The 21,190-nt window shown below is 39.6% G+C and carries 20 protein-coding genes; 8 read left to right on the top strand and 12 right to left on the bottom strand.

Going from position 1 to position 21,190, the window contains the following annotated elements; translation table 11 throughout:
- Window positions 1-35: 35 nt before the first annotated feature.
- The gene (locus I6F10_RS15520; RefSeq protein WP_008170756.1) at window positions 36-281 is read left to right on the top strand and encodes a DUF1289 domain-containing protein; all 246 of its coding nucleotides are present in this window, start codon (window positions 36-38) and stop codon (window positions 279-281) included.
- Here I6F10_RS15520 and I6F10_RS15515 read toward each other — a convergent pair.
- On the bottom strand, window positions 278-976 hold the full coding sequence (locus I6F10_RS15515; RefSeq protein ID WP_197099101.1) for a substrate-binding periplasmic protein: 699 nt from the start codon (window positions 974-976) through the stop codon (window positions 278-280). The two genes, I6F10_RS15520 and I6F10_RS15515, sit on opposite strands and share 4 nt — an antisense overlap.
- A 119-nt stretch (window positions 977-1,095) precedes the next feature.
- Here I6F10_RS15515 and I6F10_RS15510 point away from each other — a divergent pair, with 119 nt between their 5' ends.
- The 3 genes from I6F10_RS15510 to I6F10_RS15500 are packed head-to-tail and all read left to right on the top strand — an operon-like array spanning window position 1,096 to window position 6,243.
- On the top strand, window positions 1,096-1,299 hold the full coding sequence (locus I6F10_RS15510; RefSeq protein WP_002962585.1) for a DUF3283 family protein: 204 nt from the start codon (window positions 1,096-1,098) through the stop codon (window positions 1,297-1,299).
- A gap of 14 nt (window positions 1,300-1,313) precedes the next feature.
- Window positions 1,314-1,715, top strand: a complete 402-nt coding sequence (locus I6F10_RS15505; protein WP_182196850.1) for a GNAT family N-acetyltransferase — start codon at window positions 1,314-1,316, stop codon at window positions 1,713-1,715.
- Window positions 1,716-1,740: 25 nt separating this feature from the next.
- Window positions 1,741-6,243 (top strand): EAL domain-containing protein, encoded by a 4,503-nt coding sequence (locus I6F10_RS15500; protein WP_197099100.1) that lies wholly within the window; start codon window positions 1,741-1,743, stop codon window positions 6,241-6,243.
- A gap of 16 nt (window positions 6,244-6,259) precedes the next feature.
- On the opposite strand, the gene I6F10_RS15495 is transcribed toward I6F10_RS15500, so the two are convergent.
- Both I6F10_RS15495 and I6F10_RS15490 read right to left on the bottom strand, forming a co-directional pair.
- Window positions 6,260-7,213 (bottom strand): ion transporter, encoded by a 954-nt coding sequence (locus tag I6F10_RS15495; protein WP_197099099.1) that lies wholly within the window; start codon window positions 7,211-7,213, stop codon window positions 6,260-6,262.
- On the bottom strand, window positions 7,213-9,882 hold the full coding sequence (locus tag I6F10_RS15490; protein ID WP_188161433.1) for a bifunctional acetate--CoA ligase family protein/GNAT family N-acetyltransferase: 2,670 nt from the start codon (window positions 9,880-9,882) through the stop codon (window positions 7,213-7,215). The genes I6F10_RS15495 and I6F10_RS15490 overlap by 1 nt, the downstream gene beginning before the upstream one ends.
- A gap of 114 nt (window positions 9,883-9,996) precedes the next feature.
- Between I6F10_RS15490 and I6F10_RS15485 the strand changes: the two genes are divergently transcribed.
- Window positions 9,997-10,713 carry an SIMPL domain-containing protein gene (locus I6F10_RS15485; RefSeq protein ID WP_182671393.1) on the top strand — a complete coding sequence of 239 codons (717 nt, stop codon included), beginning with the start codon at window positions 9,997-9,999 and terminating at the stop codon, window positions 10,711-10,713.
- 320 nt (window positions 10,714-11,033) lie between these two features.
- A complete protein-coding gene (locus tag I6F10_RS15480; RefSeq protein ID WP_197099098.1) occupies window positions 11,034-11,477 on the top strand; it encodes a hypothetical protein in 444 nt (147 codons plus the stop codon).
- Here the strand turns inward: I6F10_RS15480 and I6F10_RS15475 are convergent.
- The 8 genes from I6F10_RS15475 to I6F10_RS15440 form a co-directional block, all read right to left on the bottom strand.
- Window positions 11,460-12,128 carry a hypothetical protein gene (locus tag I6F10_RS15475; RefSeq protein WP_197099097.1) on the bottom strand — a complete coding sequence of 223 codons (669 nt, stop codon included), beginning with the start codon at window positions 12,126-12,128 and terminating at the stop codon, window positions 11,460-11,462. The two genes, I6F10_RS15480 and I6F10_RS15475, sit on opposite strands and share 18 nt — an antisense overlap.
- Before the next feature lie 90 nt (window positions 12,129-12,218).
- Window positions 12,219-14,054, bottom strand: a complete 1,836-nt coding sequence (locus I6F10_RS15470; RefSeq protein ID WP_165744987.1) for a DUF885 domain-containing protein — start codon at window positions 14,052-14,054, stop codon at window positions 12,219-12,221.
- Window positions 14,055-14,133: 79 nt separating this feature from the next.
- Window positions 14,134-15,270: a radical SAM family heme chaperone HemW gene (gene hemW, locus I6F10_RS15465; RefSeq protein WP_197099096.1), complete on the bottom strand. Its 1,137-nt coding sequence runs from the start codon at window positions 15,268-15,270 to the stop codon at window positions 14,134-14,136.
- Window positions 15,267-15,866 (bottom strand): XTP/dITP diphosphatase, encoded by a 600-nt coding sequence (locus tag I6F10_RS15460; RefSeq protein WP_002962573.1) that lies wholly within the window; start codon window positions 15,864-15,866, stop codon window positions 15,267-15,269. Before I6F10_RS15460 ends, hemW begins: the two co-directional genes overlap by 4 nt.
- Window positions 15,867-15,870: 4 nt before the next feature.
- The gene (locus tag I6F10_RS15455; protein WP_165723835.1) at window positions 15,871-16,314 is read right to left on the bottom strand and encodes a DUF4426 domain-containing protein; all 444 of its coding nucleotides are present in this window, start codon (window positions 16,312-16,314) and stop codon (window positions 15,871-15,873) included.
- Window positions 16,315-16,374: 60 nt separating this feature from the next.
- Entirely contained in the window at window positions 16,375-16,908 is a 534-nt protein-coding gene (locus I6F10_RS15450) for a YggT family protein (protein WP_002962568.1), read from the bottom strand.
- A gap of 26 nt (window positions 16,909-16,934) precedes the next feature.
- Complete coding sequence (gene proC, locus I6F10_RS15445; protein WP_039488316.1) at window positions 16,935-17,756, bottom strand: pyrroline-5-carboxylate reductase; 822 nt, start codon at window positions 17,754-17,756, stop codon at window positions 16,935-16,937.
- Between the two features lie 17 nt (window positions 17,757-17,773).
- Window positions 17,774-18,487 carry a YggS family pyridoxal phosphate-dependent enzyme gene (locus tag I6F10_RS15440; protein ID WP_231619982.1) on the bottom strand — a complete coding sequence of 238 codons (714 nt, stop codon included), beginning with the start codon at window positions 18,485-18,487 and terminating at the stop codon, window positions 17,774-17,776.
- A 2-nt stretch (window positions 18,488-18,489) separates the two neighbouring features.
- Between I6F10_RS15440 and I6F10_RS15435 the strand changes: the two genes are divergently transcribed.
- Window positions 18,490-19,530, top strand: coding sequence for a type IV pilus twitching motility protein PilT (locus I6F10_RS15435; RefSeq protein ID WP_024596218.1), 1,041 nt, complete (start codon window positions 18,490-18,492; stop codon window positions 19,528-19,530).
- A gap of 9 nt (window positions 19,531-19,539) precedes the next feature.
- Complete coding sequence (locus I6F10_RS15430; RefSeq protein ID WP_197099095.1) at window positions 19,540-20,676, top strand: PilT/PilU family type 4a pilus ATPase; 1,137 nt, start codon at window positions 19,540-19,542, stop codon at window positions 20,674-20,676.
- Between the two features lie 43 nt (window positions 20,677-20,719).
- On the opposite strand, the gene I6F10_RS15425 is transcribed toward I6F10_RS15430, so the two are convergent.
- Window positions 20,720-21,190, bottom strand: a 471-nt coding sequence (locus I6F10_RS15425; RefSeq protein WP_197099094.1) for a transposase, incomplete at its 5' end; no start/stop codon positions are given.

Raw genomic sequence — 21,190 nt, 5'->3', positions numbered from 1 at the left:
CTAATACCTCCTCTTCAACTGGGCGGTACATATACATGCAACAAATTGAAATATTTGATATTCCAAGTCCTTGCAAAAGTATTTGCTTAGTTAATAACAGAGGGTATTGCAAAGGGTGTTATCGTAGTCGGGATGAACGCTTTTCGTGGAATACCTTATCGAACGACCAAAAAAAGAAGGTGCTTAGTTTGTGCCAGCAGCGCTACAAGCGCTACCTACAAAAAAAACAGCAAAATGCAGTGCCAAGCACGCAGGCGCAGCAGCAAGGGTTCGACTTTTAAAAGCTCAATCCATATTTGGCTCTTAGTGCGTACACAGTGCCATTGTTAGTTAAGTTAATTAATGACATTTTAAGCTTTTCTACTAAGTTTTTATTACGCTTATTTAAATAATGATAAAGCGGATGAGTACTCAATACTTCTTTTACAAAACAGCCTTGAGGTGACGGGAGATCATTGTTTTGCATTATAAAGTTAATCATTAAAGCCCCTTGTACTTTCTGCTGAGCAAGCAAATTGAGTTGGGTATTAATGCTTTTAACTTTAATAATATTTCCTGCAAACTGTGTGTTTGCTAAATAATGTTCTTGCACAGGGTAACCGTCAATAATTGCGACACTATCGAGCTGCTCTAAACGGCTAGGCAAACAGTTTTTATATAATACTAAGTCAAACTTAAATAGCTCATAATCAACTCTAATTAAGTTTTCGTAATTTTTTTCAATGCTTGCATCTCTTCCTAACTGCCCATCAAGTACGCCATTATTTGCAGCGAGCAAAGCATTTTGATGGTTAAAATCGATTATATTTATTTTAAAACCTATATCTGCGTATGCTAATTTTAAAAGCTCTAAGGCATAATCAGCTTGAGGTGTGCTTTGCGGACGGTTAAAAGTAAGGTTGTATTGATGGCTAAAACAAGGTGCAATAAAAAATAAATTTACCAATAATAACAAGATACTAAAACGTCTGTTCATTATCGGTTCCAATTACTACAGAAATAAATAAAATAAGACGCGTATAATAACAAGTAGATTACCTCTTGCCCAGTTTAGAGGGGGAATCAAATAATCTTAAAAGCGAATGAGGAAGTATTGTGAGTTTTAATTTGTGCCTATTACCACGTGAAGAAAAATATCAAATTCAGTTAGATTATGAAGCGTCTTTTTGGGCGTATCAAATTAAGCGTAACAAAAAAACGAGAGAGCAAGTTTACAACACAATCCATAGCCGCCCAATGGCAGAGCAAATGGTTTTGAAACAAAAATTTGAACAGTATTTAGCGCTAATGCTTAGCTAAATATCGATATAAAAATGTATAAAGTTGAAGTGTTAAATGAACTAAAAACCCCACTAGTGAATAAATTTTATAAAAAGCACAGCGTAAGAGGGCGTGCTAATAAACAAGATAAGGTATGGGTTACTTACTATAATAATGAAATAGTGGCAGCATGTAGATTACAAGATAAAACAGAGTTTTTATTTTTATCTACCATGTTTGTTGCGCTGGAACATCGCGGTAAAGGGATTGCAAAACAATTGTTATCCACACTCTTGAAGTCCCAAAATAGAGAGATAAAGACCTTCGCATATGAAAACGTAGCTGATTTATATCGCGCTATTGGTTTTAACCAGGTGTTAACATATACTCTTGCTTTACAAGTACTTTTTGATACTTACAAACATCGAAATATAGTCGCTCTAGAGTACCCATAATAATAAATAATAATATGGAATAAGCATGAGTAAATGCGTTAATGGGATAATTAGTTGCTTTGTAGTTTTAATAACTATTCTAAGTTGCCAAGTAGAGGCACAAGTAAAACGTTTATCTCCTAGCGAAGGTTTATCACAAAGCTACGTTAATACTATGCTTATAGACACTAACGGTTACCTGTGGCTTTCGACAGAGGCTGGGCTCAATCGTTATGATGGCTATCAAGTTATTCCAATAAATGGACCTAATGGTGAATTAGAAGAGGCGATCATCGATCGTATTTACCAAGACCCTCAAGGGCACATTTGGATAGCCTCTTTACTTGCAGGCCTATTTAGGTACGACCCCGTAACAGATTCATATCAGCAATTCCTTGAAAAACCTACCAGTGAAGAAGAAATTATCAATCAGTCTGTTTTTAGTATGGTGGCCGTTGATAAAAAAACGCTTTGGATTGGGCGAGGCCGCGATTTTGCAAAGCTTGATATCGCAACCGGAAAAATAACAACTATTTTTGAGCTGCCTGCTAAATATAAAAATACCCTTGTGAGAAAGCTGTTTGCCTACAATGGTTATATATTTATAGGTACAAGCCATGGTGCATACGTATTTGATATTGCAACAGAGCAAGTTAGACCCCTACAGCACTTAAAAGGTGAAGCTGAACATATTTACCAAAATAATGTTAAGTCGTTCGCATTAGGTGAAAATAAACAGTTGTTAGTAGGGGCGGTACAAGGCTTATACGAAGTTGATATTAGTAACTTATCAAAAATGTTTGAACGCCCAGATTTACCTTTTAAAAGTAAAGTATTACTAAGTGACTTAAATGTTTGGAGCATAGTAAACGAACACGGAACAATAGATTTAGCTACCGACAAAGGCTTGTTTAAATTTGATTTAAACACAAAAGAGATGATTAAAAATACTCGAATAGCCAAAAGTAAGTACACACTTGCCGATACCAGTATTATTGATATGGCTAAAGATAAATCGGGTGGTACATGGGTTGCGACTAAGACTGATGGAGCGTTTTACTTATCTCACGACAGCTATCATTTTAATAATGTCGATGGCACTTTGCTCGGGGGGGATGGTTTATCACATCACTCTATCTGGGGGATTACCGAATATAAAGATAAGCTTTGGCTTGCAACGCATAACGGTATTACCGAGGTTGATTTAAAAACAAATATTGGTAAAGCTTATTTAAAAGACTACAAAGTCGACTTACTCAACACTGAGTTTACCGTATATGAAATAACGCCCTATAAAGATAATTTATGGCTTTATACAAACCGTGGTTTATTTATTTTTGACCCTGTAACGCATCAAGTTAGCGAACCTAAAGTGCATAACCCTGCTGATCAAGAGTTGATTACTGGTAGAGTGCATGGCGTTACACTAATGCCAAATGGAGATCTATACTTTGTGCACTCAGATCATGGGGTATTTATATACAATATAGATTCTCAAGTAATAACGCGTCTGGGTGGCCAGCTCGACCAGTTTGAACCCTTTTTAGCTCATGGCTTTTTACCCGCGTTGAGCAATAAGCCAGACTCGCCACTATTTTTTAATGCTGGAATTTTATATCAAGTAAACCCAAGTGATTTAGCACTTAAAATGATTTACAAAGTGCCAAAGCAGCACGAAAACGTAGCCATTAGCGTGCTTTCTTATTTAATTGATAACAACAATATATTGTGGATATCACTTTCTAATTTTGGCTTGATAGGCCTTGATGCGTCTACTTATCAATTAGTACATACAATCGATCTAGAGAAGAATAAATTAGGCACATTGCTTTACGATATGGTGCTAGATGATGATGGCATGATCTGGATGAGTAGCCATAAAGGCATTTGGCGATTAAACCCAGAAACACTTCATTTTCAACAATTTTCTACATCTGAAGGGCTACTCTCTGCTGAGTTTAATAGTAACGCCATGGCACAGCTTAAAGATGGCCATATTGCGTATGGTAGCTTAAAAGGTTTTACTTATTTTCACCCAATGGAAAACCAAAATTACCAGTCACTTATTGATCACGTAAATATTACGCGAGTTGATTTAATGTCACGAGATCTATCGCTTGATTTAAAACAGCCGCTCAACGAAGTTGTGTTAAATCATGATGATATTGGGCTTGAAGTGGCATTTTCTGCCATGGCATTTAGTAATCAAGAACGCATTATTTATGAGTATCAACTCGATAACGGACAAAAAAGTTATACTCGAAATAACAACCGCGTATTGTTTCCAAAATTGAATCCAGGTAATTACCAATTAAAAGTTTGGGCTAAAGACCCCCTGACTGGCGAATATACCTCGCCTGCTATTTTAAAAATAAAAGTAAAGTATCCGCTTTGGCGTGCACCTTATTTTATGGTGCTTTACGCCATGCTGTTTATTGGTTTTGTTGCTATGTGGGTTATGCGCCGTAATAAAATTCAGCGTATTTTATTGGCAGCAAATAAAGAAAGTAAAGAAAGCGAAGCCCGTCTAAAGCTAGCGCTTGAAGGCAGCGAATCGGGTGTTTGGGATTGGGAATCAAGCAATCCAAGTATTTACCAACCTCGCTTAGCGAGTGAGTTAGGCTACGAAAATGAAACCGTAAGCCTTGATGAATATTTATCTAAAATTCATCCGCAGGACAAACAGCTATTTCGCTTAGAGTGGCTTGAGTTTTTATCTACCGATAAAGGTTACTTTAATTGTACCTACCGCCTGCGCCATGCAAAAGGCTATTGGCGCTGGTATAAGGACTTTGGAAAAGTAGTTGAGTGGGATGATAAAACTCCACAAAAAGTAGCGGGTACTTATACAAATATGACCCGTGAGATGGTGTTTGAAGAACACGCTTTACTATTTACGGCAGCATTTGAGCAAACACGTGATTGGGTGTTTATACTCGATAAAAACTTAAATATTCGGGCTTCTAATAAATCACTGCAAACCGCCTTTAACTTCTCCGCTGAGTCGTTATCTAGCCGGACTTTAAATTTAGGTATATCGCGCAGCAATCGTTTTGATTATTTACGCATTATGCAAAAGCTATCTGTTGGGGAGCATTTTTCGTGCGAAGACAGTGTGGTTTTAGCTAATGGTGAATCGCGTCATGTACTTGTGAAAATAAGTGCAGTGGCCGATAACGAGCAGCGCCTTAATAGTTATGTCATTATTTTAACCGATATAAACGCACAAAAATCAGCTGAAAACGAGCTGCACCTATTGGCCAACTACGATGCCTTAACTGGGCTGCCAAATCGTACATTATTTAATGACCGCGTTGAACACGCCCTTGAACAAGCAAAACTGCATGGATGCAAAGTGGCTTTGTTACATATCAATATTAAACGTTTTAAATACTTTAATGACTCATTAGGGCACGAAGCGGCTGATGAGCTAATTAAAGAAGTTGCTGAGCGCTTAAAGTGCTCCTTGCGACCATCGGATAGTGTTGCGCGATTTGGTGGCGATGAGTTTGTTGTGTTAGTAGAAGATATTCATCAGATAGAGCAAGTACTTATAATATGCACTAAGTTGATGGATTGCGTGAATCAAAATATTGCGATTAATGGTCAAGTTGTAAACGTTAATTTAAGTATTGGTGTGTCGATATCGCCAGATGACGCAGAGCAAGGCCCCGCACTTTTAAAAGCTGCGAGCATAGCGTTATATCATGCAAAAGACTCTTTAGAAGGGCGCTACCAGTTTTATAAGCAAGAGATGAACCAGCATGTTCAAAGAGCGCTGCATCTTGAATCTCAGCTTACTAGAGCGTATCGAGAAGAAGAGTTTTGTAATTACTATCAGCCTATTATTAATGCTAAGAGCCAAAAAACAGAAGGCTTTGAAGTGCTGCTGCGTTGGCCCGAAAATAAACTAGTACAAACTCAAGAGTTTTCGCTGGCTGCAGAGGGGATAGGCTTAATTACAAAAATTATGCTGCAGACCTTTGCGCGCGCTTTATTGGAGTTAAAAGAGTGGCGAAAAGCCTCACCTAACCTGTATTTATCTATTAACTTATCAGCACTAGATTTTGAGTTTAAAGAACTCGTACCTGAAATTAAAAAAGCGTTAAATAATTCAGGTGTATCACCTGAGGCTATTGTTTTTGAAATAACCGAGTCAATATTAATGCGTGATTCAAAAGAAGCGCTGCACAGCATGGAACAACTTAAAAAGTTGGGTTGTAGATTGTACATGGATGATTTTGGTACAGGTTACGCATCGCTTACCTATTTAAAACGTTTTCCTATTGATGTACTCAAAATAGATAGAAGCTTTGTACAAGACATAGGCATAGACTCTGATGATGAGGCCATTATCCAATCAACACTCGCGCTTGCAGATAGTTTAGGCAAAGAGTGTGTAGCTGAAGGCGTAGAAAGCTCGCATCAACTTGCTTTTTTAAAGGCGAGAGGGTGCAAGCATTTCCAAGGGTATTTATTTAGTAAACCGGTACCTAATACCGAAGTACTCGCGCTTATTAATCGCGATTGGAGTGATATATTCAATTGAGAATAGTCGCACGGATTTAGGGTCTTTTACCGCAGTGTCTGCAAAACAAATGGCTGTTATGCTCATTTAACTGCGTTTTAATGGCCTTATTAGCTTCAAGTTTACTCAAGCCTAGCTTATGGCGTAGCTCTTCTAGGTGTACTTGTTGGGTGTCATTAAGTGTGCCATCTTGAATTGACTCGTGCACAGCGTCTTCAAAAAACTGACGGCGTTTACGTATCTGTTCTGAAAAACTAGACGCGAGTAACCCGGTAGGAATAGCGACCATACCCATGCTCAGTAGCGTGATAACACCACCGAAAAACTTACCCAATGGCGTTATAGGTACTACATCGCCATAACCAACGGTTGTTAGTGTTGCCATTGCCCACCACATAGCCGCAGGAATAGAGCCAAATTTATCGGGTTGTATGTCGTGCTCAATTAAGTAAATTCCGCATGAAGCTAAAATAAGCACGACGGCCATAATAAAAAAAGCAGCCATTAATGAACTACCTTCATCGTTAAAGGCTTTTAAAAGTAGCTGCATGGCGCGTGAGTAGCGAGTGAGTTTAAATACTCTTAATAATCTGAGTATGCGTAAAAAACGTAAATCGAGAGGAAATAAAAACATCATTAAGCTTGGCAAAATCGCTATTAAGTCGATTAACGCAAGTGGTGATAAAAAATACTTTAATCTGCGTTTACTGTTTGAGCCTTCCATTGCTGCATATTGTGTTTTATCTACACAGGCCCAAAGCCTGGCTAAGTATTCAATAGCAAAAATAGCGACCGATATAATTTCTAAAACTAAGAATTCGTAGTAATACTGCTCTGCCACACTTGGGATTGACTCAATAACAATGGCTACAACGTTAATCATTATTAAGCTAATGAGTGCAATATCAAGAATATGCCCTGAACGTTGATATTGACCTGTACCTTCAAACAGGCAAGCCATTTTTTGGCGTAAAGTTTGCGGATCATTCATTATTTAAGTTTAAGTACCATGTTAATACTTCCTTCTTCAAAGTCGCGACTAATTTTAAAACCTAGCTTACGGGCAAGTTCAATCATCCCTGTATTCTCTGGTAAGGTTATGCCTTCAATCGACTCTACACCTTGGCGTTTGCAGTGATTAATTGCAGCGCTCATTAGTATACGACCAAGCCCTAAGCCTTGGCAGTCTGAGCGTACTACAATAGCAAACTCAGCATGTAGGTTGTCGGGGTCCATAATGACGCGAGACACACCCAGTGTACGGGTTTTACCTTCAAAGCGTTGGCACACAATAAACGCCATTTCACGGTCGTAATCAATTTGCGTCATTTTAGCGAGTTGATCGTGGTTAAACTGTGGAAGCTCGCCAAAAAAGCGTTTATATCTGTCTTCTTTGTTAAGTGACTCGTCAAATACTTTATGAGCTTGTTCATCTTCCGGTTTTATCGGTCTGAGCGTAGCTTGAGTGTTATTTTTAAGTGTTACCACTTCAACAAGGTCAATAGGGTAGGGACGAATAGATAAGCGCTTACGATTGCTCTGAGCTTGATAGCGGTTAAGTGTCATAGTGGCATCGAGCACTAAAAACTGCCCATTGCTGGCAAGTATAGGATTTAGTTCCATTGAGCTTATATCGGGTTGATCAATAACTAACTGAGAAATACGCGTTAGCAGTGCACATAAACGATACTTATCAACTTTTTCGGGGAGTATGCGCTCCTTTAATACGCCTTTGTCGTGCGCTGCGGCAATTAAATACTTTGCCAAGTTCATATTCAGTGGAGGCAGAGCAACGGCGGCTTGTGCATATTCAAGGCCGGTGCCTGCTTCACCTAATAATATAACTGGGCCAAAATTAGGCTCGGTTTTAATTGCAATTCGCAGCTCATTTGCGCCTGCTCGCGGCGCCATTTTTTGTAATGAAAACCCTTCAATAACAGCATCCGGATAAGTGTTTTTAATACGGATAAGCATCGCAAAAGCAGTTTGTTCAACCTCGTTGGCGTCGTTTAAGTTAAGTACCACACCACCTACTTCAGACTTCGAAGCAATACTTGGGCTAATAAGTTTTAACGCGACTGGAAAACCAAGCTCAATGGCTTGCTCTTTGGCTTCTGTTGGGGTGTAAGCCACTTCAGTTTGAATGCATTTAATACCATAGTGGTTTAATACTTGGCTTGCCTGATGAGTAGGTAAGTAGCTTTGTCCATCATCTAAAAACTCATTAATAAGGGTTCTAGCTGCCACCTTATTTATTTTAGCGTCATCAGTGTTCGACTCAGGTGTTTGCGTTAAATGCTTTTGGTTACGACGATACGTTACCAAGTGCATAAATGCGCCAACAGCCCCTTCGGGTGTTCTATAAGTAGGTATTGCGTTGTTAGAGCACACTTTTCTGGCAGCGTAAGATGCGTCTTCACCCATAAAGTTAGTTATAACGTAAGGGCGCGCCATTTTAGGTAATGTTTGTAAGGTTTCTACAATAATGTTGGCGTAGTCTTCGCTGGGCGCAAGCGCTGAGGGAGTATGGATAATCAGTAAGTTTTTAACTTCTTTTGCGTGCAGTAAAATTTCTAATGCTTGCTTATAACGCGCAGGTGCTGAGTCGCCAAAAATATCCACAGGGTTTGAGGTGGTTTCTGATTGCGGAATGACTTTATTTAGCGCATTTCGGGTTTCAATGCTTAGTTCTGCTAATTTACCGGAGCTTTGAATTAGCTCATCAACGGCCATAACACCTGGGCCGCCACCATTAGTTAAAATTGTCAGTTGTTCTACTTTTAATAATTTTGGATGCATGGCGAGTGTTTGTGTCGCTGCAAACAGTTCACGTAAGTCATTTACGCGCAGCATACCCGCTCGTTGAAATAACGCATCGTAAACAGCGTCAGAGCTTTGCTTTCCGCCGGTGTGAATTTCGGCTGCAAGTGCGCCGGCAGTTGTTTTACCTGTTTTAATCGCAATTACAGGTTTACTAAAGGCCGCGGCTCTTGCTGCTGATATAAAGCCACGAATATCTTCAATGTTATCTATGTAGAGTAAAATAGCTTTTGTTTTAGCATCACGACCTAAAAAGTCGAGTAGCTCATTGAAGTTTATATCAAGGCAATCGCCTACTGATACAAAATATGAAAAGCCAATTTCTTTGTTTTTAGCCCAATCTAAAATGGTTGAACATACTGCTGCTGATTGCGATACAAATGCTATTTTACCTGGGCTTGCCACGGTATGTGAAAAGCTCGCATTTAACCCAATATGAGGGATCAGCAAGCCTAAACAGTTGGGTCCAAGCAAAGTAACTTGCTTGGCTTGAGCGCATGCTTTAAGCGCGCTTTTTTGCTCCCCAGACAGCCCATCGGCAATAACAATAGCTGTTTTACAGCCAAGCTCTCCAAGCTGCTCAATAATATCAATTAAGGTGTTTTTGTTAGTACAAATAACAGCAAGGTCAGGTACTTTTGGTAAGTCAGCAATAGAAGGGTAAGCAAGTACGCCATGTACTGCGCTATGGCTTGGAGTAACAGGCATTATCGGCCCTTTAAAGCCACCTTGAAGTAAGTTGCGCATAACCACAAAACCAGCCCGAGTTGATATGTTAGAGGCGCCAATAACGGCCACTGAGCTTGGGTTAAAAAATTGGGTTATACGCTTAAGGCTCATGGTTTTTCCTAGGCTGATTAAATTTTGCGTTATTTATAGTTTCAATGTACCCTGTTTACTGTGTTATTTCGAGCGTCTCGATGCTTATTATTGATATCAATCAAGGAGATTATTGTGAATAAAAACCCCGGTTTTTACATTGTTATAGCGGCTATTTGTTTAAGTATAGGCTTAATTAGCTTAGGGTTTATTTTAAAAAGTACCGCTTTGAGTGTGAAAGGGATGGAACGTACTGTGCAGGTTAAGGGATTGGCCGAGCGAGAAGTAATAGCCGATACGGTAATTTGGCCTCTGCAATTTAGTGATGCCGACAATAACCTTGAAAAATTAGTAAGCCGAGTTGAGAAAAAAAATGATGCGGTAACTGCTTTTTTAAAACTCCATGGTTTTGACGACGATGAAATAACAATAGGTAGCCAGTCAGTTATTGATAAGCAAGCACGTGAATACAGTAATGAAAATCAACAATTTAGATACATAGTGCGCTCAAATATTATTGTTTATTCTGCTGCGCCAGATAAAGTGCAAAACGCGCTGAGTAAAGTAAGCCAGCTTGCTAAACAAGATATCGCAATAGTGCAAGATAGCTACGAAACAAAAGTTGAATACATCTTTACTGGCCTCAATGATGTAAAGCCTGCGATGGTGCAAGAAGCAACTGAAAAAGCGCGTGAAGTCGCTAATAAATTTGCTAAAGACTCTAATTCAAAATTAGGCAAAATAAAAACAGCTCGCCAAGGGCAATTTAGTATCAGTAATCGAGATTCAAACACACCGCAAATAAAAAATATAAGAGTGGTAACCAGTGTTGAATATTACTTAAATGACTAGGGCCTGTTGACCTTTCAGAATTAAAATTTGTTCAATTTAGGTGCGATTTAATCGCGGCGTGAGGTTTGTAACCTAGCGGGCTAAGTAAAAACCGAGCTAAGCTTCCGCGTCCTGCTCACGCCCCTTACCTACATCCATGTAGGCAACAAAGAGTAAATTGCCCCTAGGCAGAACCCTTCGGCAGCGCATGTTTGGCATTTATTCCACGTTACCGCCTATTTATGGGAAATAACCACACTGCATAGGCTCTGCCTTGCCTAAATACCAAACATACTGCTGCAAATTTAACCTCGAAAGATAAACAGGCCCTAGGAAATAATATGTCAGAGTCTAAATATGGTCAGTTTGTACTGGCGCCCCGTTCGTATTTTTTCACTGCTATAGCGAGCGTAGTATTTGCGTTTATAGGCTTTAGTTATAATGCATTGCGGATGGAGGCAAGTGAAGATAACAACAATACACGCATTGCTAGCTTTCAAATCTTACAAGAACTAGCCGAGCTTGAGCTTATTGTATTTGCGGCACATTACGATAATAACAAAATAGATGGCAGCCCCAGAAAAGGCTGGGTTAAAGTTAACTTAATTCATGACTTAAGCTACTTAGCCGTTGATAAAGTACATTTAAAAACAAAAGACTTACAAAAGGTCTGGCAAACAAATTGGCCAAATATGGTTGATCACCAAAGTGCTGCACAATCTATTACACATGCCATAGACAGTGTGCGTACAGAAGTTGTGAGTGAATTAAAGCGCCTTGATTAAGTGAGCAACTTGCGCCGTTGAGCGTTGCAAGTAAGCGGCGCTCAGTAAAATTGTGGTCTCGTTAACTTTTTGCTCTTTTATTACGTTGGCAAGCTGCTGTTTAGCGTTAGGATTTTGTTTTTGCTCTATTTCCATTAATGCTAACAAAGCTGAAAATTCATGCTTTACCGGTGTGCTAGGTTTATTTGCATAGGCTATGTAGCAGGCAACCGGTGTTAAGCCATGAGAGTTGGGCTGCGCCAGCGCTTTAGCTAACTCATCATTTGATTCAAACAACATCAAAGAGCGCACATAGTTAAATGGCAGCTTTGTCGCATCGGCATGCTTAAACACATTGTGCAGTACGTTATTTCCTTGTGTATCTTGTACTAAAAAGCCTTTATTGAGTTTGAGCGCTGGGGTAAAAAAGCTCAATGCGTCAATATTAGTGAGTTGATTAATAAATGGAGAAGGTGCTGTATTAGTACTTAATATACGGATTGCTATGTTTTGCATAAAGTCATACTTAACACTCAACCGTTGGGCGCTGTCATATAAATGGTTAAGCTGCAAAGTTTGCTGAGCAGGGCTTAACTGCTTAAAGTCGTTATCGAGCTCATTTAACTGTTGCTTTGAAATACGCGCATTAAGTAGTTGTATGCTTAAATCCATTATTATTTCCAAAAATCTTTTTTACTACTATAAAACAAAAAAGGCCGCAAATGCGACCTTTCATATTTAAAGCAATTGTTTAAATTGGTTTTAAGCTTTTTTGCTTGCTACCCATTCATTAACAAAGTTCTCTAGTACATTTAGTGGTACAGGACCATTTTTAAGTACTACGTCGTGGAACTGGCGAATATCAAACTTATCACCCAGTTGCTTTTTAGCGTCTTCACGAAGCTCTAAAATCTTAAGCATACCCACTTTATAAGCCGTTGCTTGTGAAGGCATTACAATGTGACGCTCAACCATTTTAACACCGTCAGATGTTGCATTAGGCGTGTTATTTACGTAGTAATCAATACCTTCTTGACGAGTCCACTTCATCGCGTGAATACCCGTATCAACCACTAGACGACATGCGCGCCATAGCTCCATTGAAAGACGACCAAAATCTGAGTAAGGGTCTGAGTACATGCCCATTTCTTTAGGAATGAACTCTGAGTATAAACCCCAACCTTCAATATATGCTGTGTAACCACCAAATTTACGGAACTTAGGAACGCCTTCTAGCTCTTGCGAAATAGCGATTTGCATGTGGTGACCCGGAATACCTTCGTGGTAAGCAAGTGCTTCCATTTGATATGTTGGCATAGCTTCCATGTCATAGAGGTTCGCGTAGTAAATACCTGGGCGTGAACCATCTGGAGCTGGCTGTTGGTAAAATGCTTTGCCCGCTGCTTTTTCACGGAATGCTTCAACTGCTTTTACTTTTAAATCAGCTTTTGGTTTAACAATGAATAACTCATCTAAGCGTGTTTTCATTGTATCAATAAGTCCAGTGGCTTCATCAAGGTAGCGTTGCTTACCTTGTGCATCATTAGGGTAGTAAAATTGTTTGTCAGTTTTCATAAACTGCATAAACGCTTTTAAGTCGCCTTTAAAGCCTACTTTATCTTTAATTTCACGCATTTCATCATGAATACGTGTCACTTCAGATAAACCAATTGCATGAATTTCTTTAGCCGTTAAATCTGTTGTTGTAGTGCGCTTAAGTGCGTTGTTATAAAACGCTTCGCCATCTGGTAATTTCCATGCGCCATCGCGATCATCAGCACGTTTCTCAAGCTGCGCTAGGTAATTAATTAGCTTAGAGTAAGATGGTTTAACAGCCGATTTTAATGCATCTGATGCATCGCTGATTAACGAGTCTTTTTCGCCTTGGCCAATTTCAAGCGCTGTTACTTTTCGTTTAAAGTCAGCAAGCAATGTAGAATCATCGCCTTTTTCAAACGGTGCACCGTGAATAATGTTTTTGCTTGAATCAATAACATGCGGGAATACAAATTTAGGGGCTATGATGCCTTTTTCTGCACGTACAGTTAAATCAACGATAAGCTGATCAATAACACCAGTTACACCATTTAGGCGTGAAATGTAGTCTTTAGCTTCTTTTACATTACTAATTGAGTGCTGATTAATTAAAAACGCAGGGATCATAGAATGCGTACCAAACATTTGGTTCACAGGGTAATTATGGTAGCGCCATTTAAAGTCAGCAATTGAGCTTTCAAGATCCTGTTTTTTTAAGTCGTAGCTAACTTTTGTTGCATAATCTAATAAATCACGATTAATTGCTTTTAATGCAACTAGGTCAGCTTTTGTTTGTGCTAAATCTTTAAGCTTTCTTTCTTCGCTGCCATCGTCCCATTTATCGTAATCTTGCTTAATCCCCATGTATGTTTGATATACAGGGCTGCTCATTACATCGCGGTTAAATGTATCTTCAAAAAATGCATTGGCTTTGTCTATTTCACTTTGTTGTGATTGAACTGCTTGTGCAATAGGGGCTGAAGTAGATTGTTGTGTTGTTTGCTGGCAACCAGCAAGTAGTGCAACGCTTACTGCGGCCGCAATAAAAGTGAGTTTACGCATTGTTTTCCCTTTTGTTGTTAGAAACCCATTAGGGTGATTTATATTTATTAGTTTTATATTGTTGTGCAGTGCCTTAGCGCTACACAAACAATTCTAGCAGGTCATTTAAAAAGCGATGACCTTTTAAGGTTACCTGCCAATGGCTGTCTGTTTGAGTCAATAAACCTTTATTTATTGCTTGGTTTAATGCACTTTGCTGACTTTGCAGCGGCAGTGTTGTTAGTTTATTAAAATCATTAATTGGGCAAGACTCAACAAGGCGAAAGCGATTCATAAAAAATTCAAACGCTAAATCGTCTTGCTCTACATGCCAGCTTTTATACATATACGGTTTAATTAAATCCATATAGCCGCGAGGATGTTTAACCTTTTCGGTACGCGTTATAAGCCTTGTATTTGCATCAGTAACCTTACCATGTGCGCCGCAACCAATACCGAGATAATCGCCAAAACGCCAATAATTTAAGTTATGTTGGCATTGATAGCTCGGTTTTGCATAGCCCGATATTTCGTATTGCACGTAACCTGCTTGCGCGAGTAACTCAACCCCTTGTTCTTGAATGTCCCACAGTGTTTCATCTTGTGGCAAGGTAGGGGGCTTTGAAGCAAACTGAGTATTGGGTTCAATAGTTAGTTGATACCAAGATATATGCGGTGGATCGAGCGCTATTATTTGTTTTAAATCACTCAGAGCATCATCAAGGGTTTGCCCAGGTAAGCCATGCATTAAATCAAGATTAAAGCTATTTAAACCGGCTTCTTTAGCTTGTTGCGCAGCATAGTTTGCCTCGTCGCTGCCATGAATCCGACCAAGTGCTTTTAACTTGTCGTTTTGCATGCTTTGCACACCGATAGAAATACGGTTAATGCCTGCTTTTACGTAATCTTTAAAGCGACCTGTTTCTACTGTACCAGGGTTGGCTTCAAGGGTAATTTCGCAGTGTTCTTCAAGCCCAATTAGGTTGTCGACTTCATTTAATAATTGGGTATAAGCTGCACCAGTTAATAGGCTTGGCGTGCCGCCACCAATAAAAATGCTGTGAATTTTACGTCCTTGCACTAAGTGCAAATCTGCTTTTAAGTCATCAATTAAGTGTTGAACATATTCAGCTTCAGGTATTTCACCTTTTTGTCCGTGGCTATTAAAATCGCAGTACGGGCATTTTTGCACGCACCAAGGCACGTGCACATATAAGCTCAGTGGTGGAAGGTTCACAGGCCGCCTTTTTGCTGTAGTTCTAGTAATAATTTTTGCAGCGCTTGTCCGCGATGACTCACTGCATTTTTTTGCTCTTTTGTAAGCTCAGCACTCGTACAATTTTTCTCTGCTACAAAAAACACAGGATCGTAACCAAATCCACCATTGCCATTTTGAGTGAGCGTAATTTCGCCCTCCCAACTAGCACTACAAATAAGCGGAGTAGGGTCGTCTGCGTGGCGCATTAACACCAGTACACACCAAAAGCGTGCACTGCGAATAGGGTTATCACCTAAATCTACAAGTAACTTATCAATGTTATCTTGATCGCTGGCACCTGGGCCTGCAAAACGGGCTGAATACACACCGGGCGCACCATTTAAGCCATCAACTTCTAAACCTGAGTCATCGGCAATAGCAGGCATACCAGTAATTTTAGCGGCATGGCGCGCTTTAATAATGGCATTTTCAACAAAGGTAGTGCCGGTTTCGGCAACTTCACCTACGTTAAAATCGCTCTGTGGAACTACATTAATATTCAAAGAGCTTAGCATGTTAGCTAGCTCTTTTACTTTGCCAGGGTTACCTGTAGCAAGTACTAAAGTTTTGGTCATGTTATTAATCTACGTAAAATTTTTGCTGAAACTGTAATTTTTGAAATTGATTATTTTGTTGTATCTCAATCTCAAAGCGTAAAATCTCTTCGTTGGTGTAATCAACTTGGGCAAGGTAATAAATTGACTCACCTTCTTTTACTTCTTTAAAAGTAAGCGTTTGTTTGTTGCCAAGTAGGTTTTTAGCTGTGCCTGTAAGCTTTGCCGTTTGTGCTGTTTTATCGGCATCATTTTTTAATATAGAAATGTTTACAACCCCTTTGTAGCCACTGCGCTCAAGGTTGTATGCTTTTGCTATTTTTGGCTGAATAAAAGTAGAAGGAAAGGCGATGTAATGGACTTGCCAAGGGCCAAGCTCCTTGTATTGTGCGCCCTGCATTTCTTCGCTTTGCGCGTTAAATGCAAATGCTAAACAAGCAATAAAACAAAACTTAATTAAACGGTTCATTATGTATTCCTCAAAACATATAAAAAAGAGGCCTTTGGGCCTCTAATTAAAAAATCCATATTAGACTAAAAAATCCATAAGCAGCATTTGCAAAAACTGAATACCAATAATAAGCACTAAAACTGATAAATCTAAGCCACCCATTGATGGCAATATTTTACGAATTGGTTTTAGCATTGGTTCAGTAAGCTGGTGGAAAACCGCTTCTATAGGGTTATAGCCTTGGCTAACCCAACTTAAAATAGCGCGAATAATAAGTACCCAAAATACTAAATTAAGGCCTTCTTTTAGTACCGTTATAAGTGCTTGAATAAGCACAGGCTGTATTGCCCACGCATTATATATAACAAGCATTAAAGTACTAATTTTGGCTACAGCCACTATAAATGCCAGCAACAGAGATGCTAGATCAAGTCCGCCAAACCCCGGAATGATTTTACGCAGTGGTTTTACCGCAAACGACGTGGCTTTAACCACAAACTGGCTCATTGGATTGTAAAAGTCGGCTTTTGCCCACTGCAGCCAAAAGCGCAGTAATACCACCATTAAAAACAAATCAAACAGGGTACTGATTAAAAATTGCATGGCATTCATAGTGTAACCTTCAATAAAAAGTGGTTTTAAAGTTCTTTTTCCATTTGCTCTGCACGCGCAATACACGCATCCATTGCATCGCCAACGGTTTTAGTTAAGCCTTCATCTTTTAAGTGCTCAACAGCTGCGTGAGTAGTGCCGCCTTTAGATGTTACGTTTGAACGTAGTTGCGAAATACTAATATCAGGCTGGCTAAGTGCCATTTCGGCAGCGCCAAGGGCTGTTTGTTGTACCAGGCGACGAGCGTCTTCATCGTTAAAGCCCAGCGCTTTAGCTTTTTCTTCTATGGCTTCCATAAATAAGAAAAAGTAAGCAGGTGATGAGCCGGTTACAGCAATAATATCGTTAATTTGTGACTCTTTTTCCACCCATACAACAATGCCTGTACATTCAAAAACTTGTTGTACAAATTCGTGTTCGCTTGGTGTTTCGCCCGCACCATATAAACCTGATACTCCGCGACCTAATAAAGATGGCGTGTTTGGCATGCAACGTACCATTTTAACGTCTTGGCCTAGCATTTCACGCAAACGTTTTACAGTTAAGCCCGCAGCAACAGAAATAAACAGTTTATCGCTAAAGTCTACGCCTGACTCTTGAAACGATTTACATAAATCGCCCATCATTTGTGGTTTAACAGACAAAACAATTACATCAGCATCGCGCAGGGCTTCGTTATTGTCACTGGTGGTTTGCACCTTGAAATCAAATGCTACCTTTTCAAGCTTTTCTTGGTTGCGGTTAGTCGCAATTATGTTACTTGCGTTAAAGCCGTTTTTTACCATGCCACCAATAATGGCGTAGCTCATATTACCTGTGCCTATAAATGCGATTTTTTTATCTGACATAAATCTGTTATCACCTTTTAAGTTCGTGTTCCAAAAATGTCTGTGCCGATCCTTACCATGGTTGAGCCTGCGCTAATGGCAGCTTCAACATCGTTACTCATACCCATCGACAAAGTATCTGCTTGAGGATATTGGGTCTTTAGTTTATCAAAGCAAGTTTGTAATTGCTCAAAAGATTGAATTTGCGTATCCAGTTTGTCGCTTTTAGCGGGAATTGCCATTAAACCTCGAAGTGTTAAGTGCTCACATTGGTTAATATAATCGGCAAGTTCATCTATTTCATCGCGGCGGCAACCTGACTTTGCTTCCTCATTACTTATATTTACTTGAATAAGTATATTAAGAGGTGGTTTATCGTCTGGGCGCTGGGAATCTAATCGCTTTGCTATTTTTATGCGATCAACACTTTGCACCCAATCAAAGTAAGCAGCTACTAGTGCACTTTTATTTGATTGAATAGGGCCAATGAAATGCCAAATGATGTCGCTATATGACTGTAGTTGAGCTATTTTATCTATAGCCTCTTGAACATAAGATTCACCAAATTCGCGCTGACCATGCTCATAAGCTGCAATAATATCTTCGCTTGGTTTAGTTTTAGACACTGCTAGTAGAGTAATTTCGTTAGTGTTTCGCTGTGTGTTTTTTGCCGCGTCTGCAATTCTAGCGTAGGCGGATGTGAGTCGTTCTGCTATTGTAACCATATATTTATCAGTTAGTTGTGGAGTCATAAATGGATATTACCGAATTATTAGCGTTTAGTGTGCAACACAAAGCATCCGATTTACATTTATCGTCGGGTGTTTCACCTATGATACGCGTAGACGGTGATGTTCGCCGCATTAATATACCAGCCCTTGCAGACAAAGACGTAAACAGTCTGGTTTACGATATTATGAACGATAATCAACGCAAGGACTACGAACAAAACCTCGAAGTGGATTTTTCGTTTGAAGTGCCTAATTTAGCACGTTTTCGTGTGAATGCGTTTAACTCTAATCGCGGGCCTGCTGCGGTATTTCGTACCATACCAAGTGAAGTGTTAACGCTTGATGATTTAGGTGCGCCAGATATTTTTAAAACAATCTCTGATACCCCACGTGGACTCGTGTTAGTAACAGGGCCAACGGGTTCAGGTAAATCAACAACACTTGCCGCTATGGTCGATTATATAAATCAAAATAAACATCACCATATTCTAACAATAGAAGATCCAATCGAGTTTGTTCACGATAATAAATTAAGTTTAATTAACCAACGTGAAGTTCACCGCGATACACATAGCTTTTCAAACGCGCTACGTAGTGCATTGCGTGAAGACCCTGATGTAATACTTGTGGGTGAGTTACGTGATTTAGAAACAATTCGTCTTGCAATGACTGCTGCCGAAACGGGTCACTTAGTGTTTGGCACGCTACATACAACATCTGCACCAAAAACCATTGACCGTATTATTGATGTATTCCCAGGTGAAGAAAAAGCCATGGTGCGTTCAATGTTATCTGAATCTTTACGTGCGGTAATTTCACAAACGCTGCTTAAAAAAATTGGTGGTGGGCGAGTTGCAGCACACGAAATTATGATTGCAGTTCCTGCTATTCGTAACTTAATTCGTGAAGATAAAATTGCACAAATGTATTCGTCTATTCAAACTGGTGCGTCTGTGGGCATGCAAACAATGGATCAGTGTTTAACTAATTTAGTTAATCACGGTATTGTTACAAATACGGCAGCGAAAGAAAAAGCGCAAGACAAAACACAATTTGGTGGGTAAGAAATTATTATGGCTTTATCTTTAAACGACTTTTTACTCATAATGATTGAGAAAAAGGGTTCTGACCTATTTGTATCGAGTCAATTACCCGTGAGTGCAAAAATAAACGGTGAACTAACAGCTCTCAGTGACGATAGACTGACTGATGAGCAATCGCTTGAGTTAGTTGAATCTGCAATGAGCGAAAAGCAAAAAGCAGAGTTTCATACAACGAAAGAATGTAACTTTGCGATTGCTACCGACGAAGGGCGTTTTCGTATTTCTGCTTTTTGGCAGCGCGATAGAGCGGGTATGGTTATTCGCCGTATTGTGACGCAAATTCCTGATGTAAGTGATTTAGGTCTGCCATCTACGCTGACAGATGTAATTATGTCTAAACGCGGTCTTGTCTTGTTTGTAGGTGGTACAGGTACGGGTAAGTCGACCTCACTAGCTGCACTTATTGGTTATCGAAACCGTAACCAACGAGGTCATATACTGACCATTGAAGATCCGATTGAATTTGTTCATGAGCATCGTAAAAGTATTATTACTCAGCGCGAAGTAGGGCTTGATACAGAAAGCTTTGAGTCGGCACTTAAAAGCTCATTACGCCAAGCTCCAGATGTTATTTTGATTGGTGAAATTCGCTCGCAAGAAACCATGGAATACGCCCTAAGCTTTGCTGAAACCGGGCACCTGTGTGTTGCAACACTGCATGCTAATAATGCGAACCAAGCGATTGACCGTATTATGCATTTAGTTCCAAAAGAAAAACACGATAAGCTTAAGTACGACTTAGCACTTAACTTACGTGCAATTGTAGCTCAGCAATTAGTACCGACTGCTGATGGTGAAAGCCGTGTTGCAGCTATTGAAATATTGCTTAACTCACCAATGGTCGCTGAACTGATAAAAAATGGTGATATTGGCGGAATTAAAGAGGCAATGGCTAAGTCGAAAGAAATGGGCATGCAAACCTTTGACCAAGCGTTATTTGAGTTGTACAGACAGCAGCGAATTAACTACGCTGATGCACTGCACCATGCTGACTCGCCAAATGATTTACGCTTAATGATAAAACTGCGCAATAACGAACAACAAGGTGCGGGCTTTTTACAGGGCGTTACTATTGATGGCCTTGATGATAAAAATAGGGATCAATAATTTAAAAGTAATCAATAAAAAAGCGCCAATTGGCTAATGCCAGTCAGTTAAGCTGACTGGCATTTTTCTTTTTATGGGGATACTTAGATGGTTTTGGCTTAACCCATCGGGGATATCTTCTATCCTCTCGTCTAGCTGGAAGCTTAAATAAGACCAGTGTATCGAGTAAGTGCTGCCAGTGTATTGGAATGTTCCCTGGGCTCATTATAGAGACTGACGAGAAATACTGAATGACAGCCATCGAACTGCTAGAGAAACTAAGCTGGTTAGGCCATATCCCTGTGACTGTCGCCGCCATCGTCATTATTCTTCGTATTAAATTATAGGCGAGTAACACGCCCCATAGCTCCTGACGCACCATGTCTGGACGCTTGCTTCTTAAATGGTATGCGTTATCAAGCATGGTTTGTTTGATTTCTCTAAACCCAAGTTCTATCTCCCAACGATGACAATATAATTCAACAATTTCATTACCTGGATAACGCAATCTATCCGTCATCGAGGTTAATATACG

The sequence above is a fragment of the Pseudoalteromonas sp. SWYJZ98 genome, assembly GCF_015864495.1.
GTDB lineage: Bacteria > Pseudomonadota > Gammaproteobacteria > Enterobacterales > Alteromonadaceae > Pseudoalteromonas > Pseudoalteromonas distincta.
This window is presented reverse-complemented; position numbering and strand designations above follow the sequence as displayed.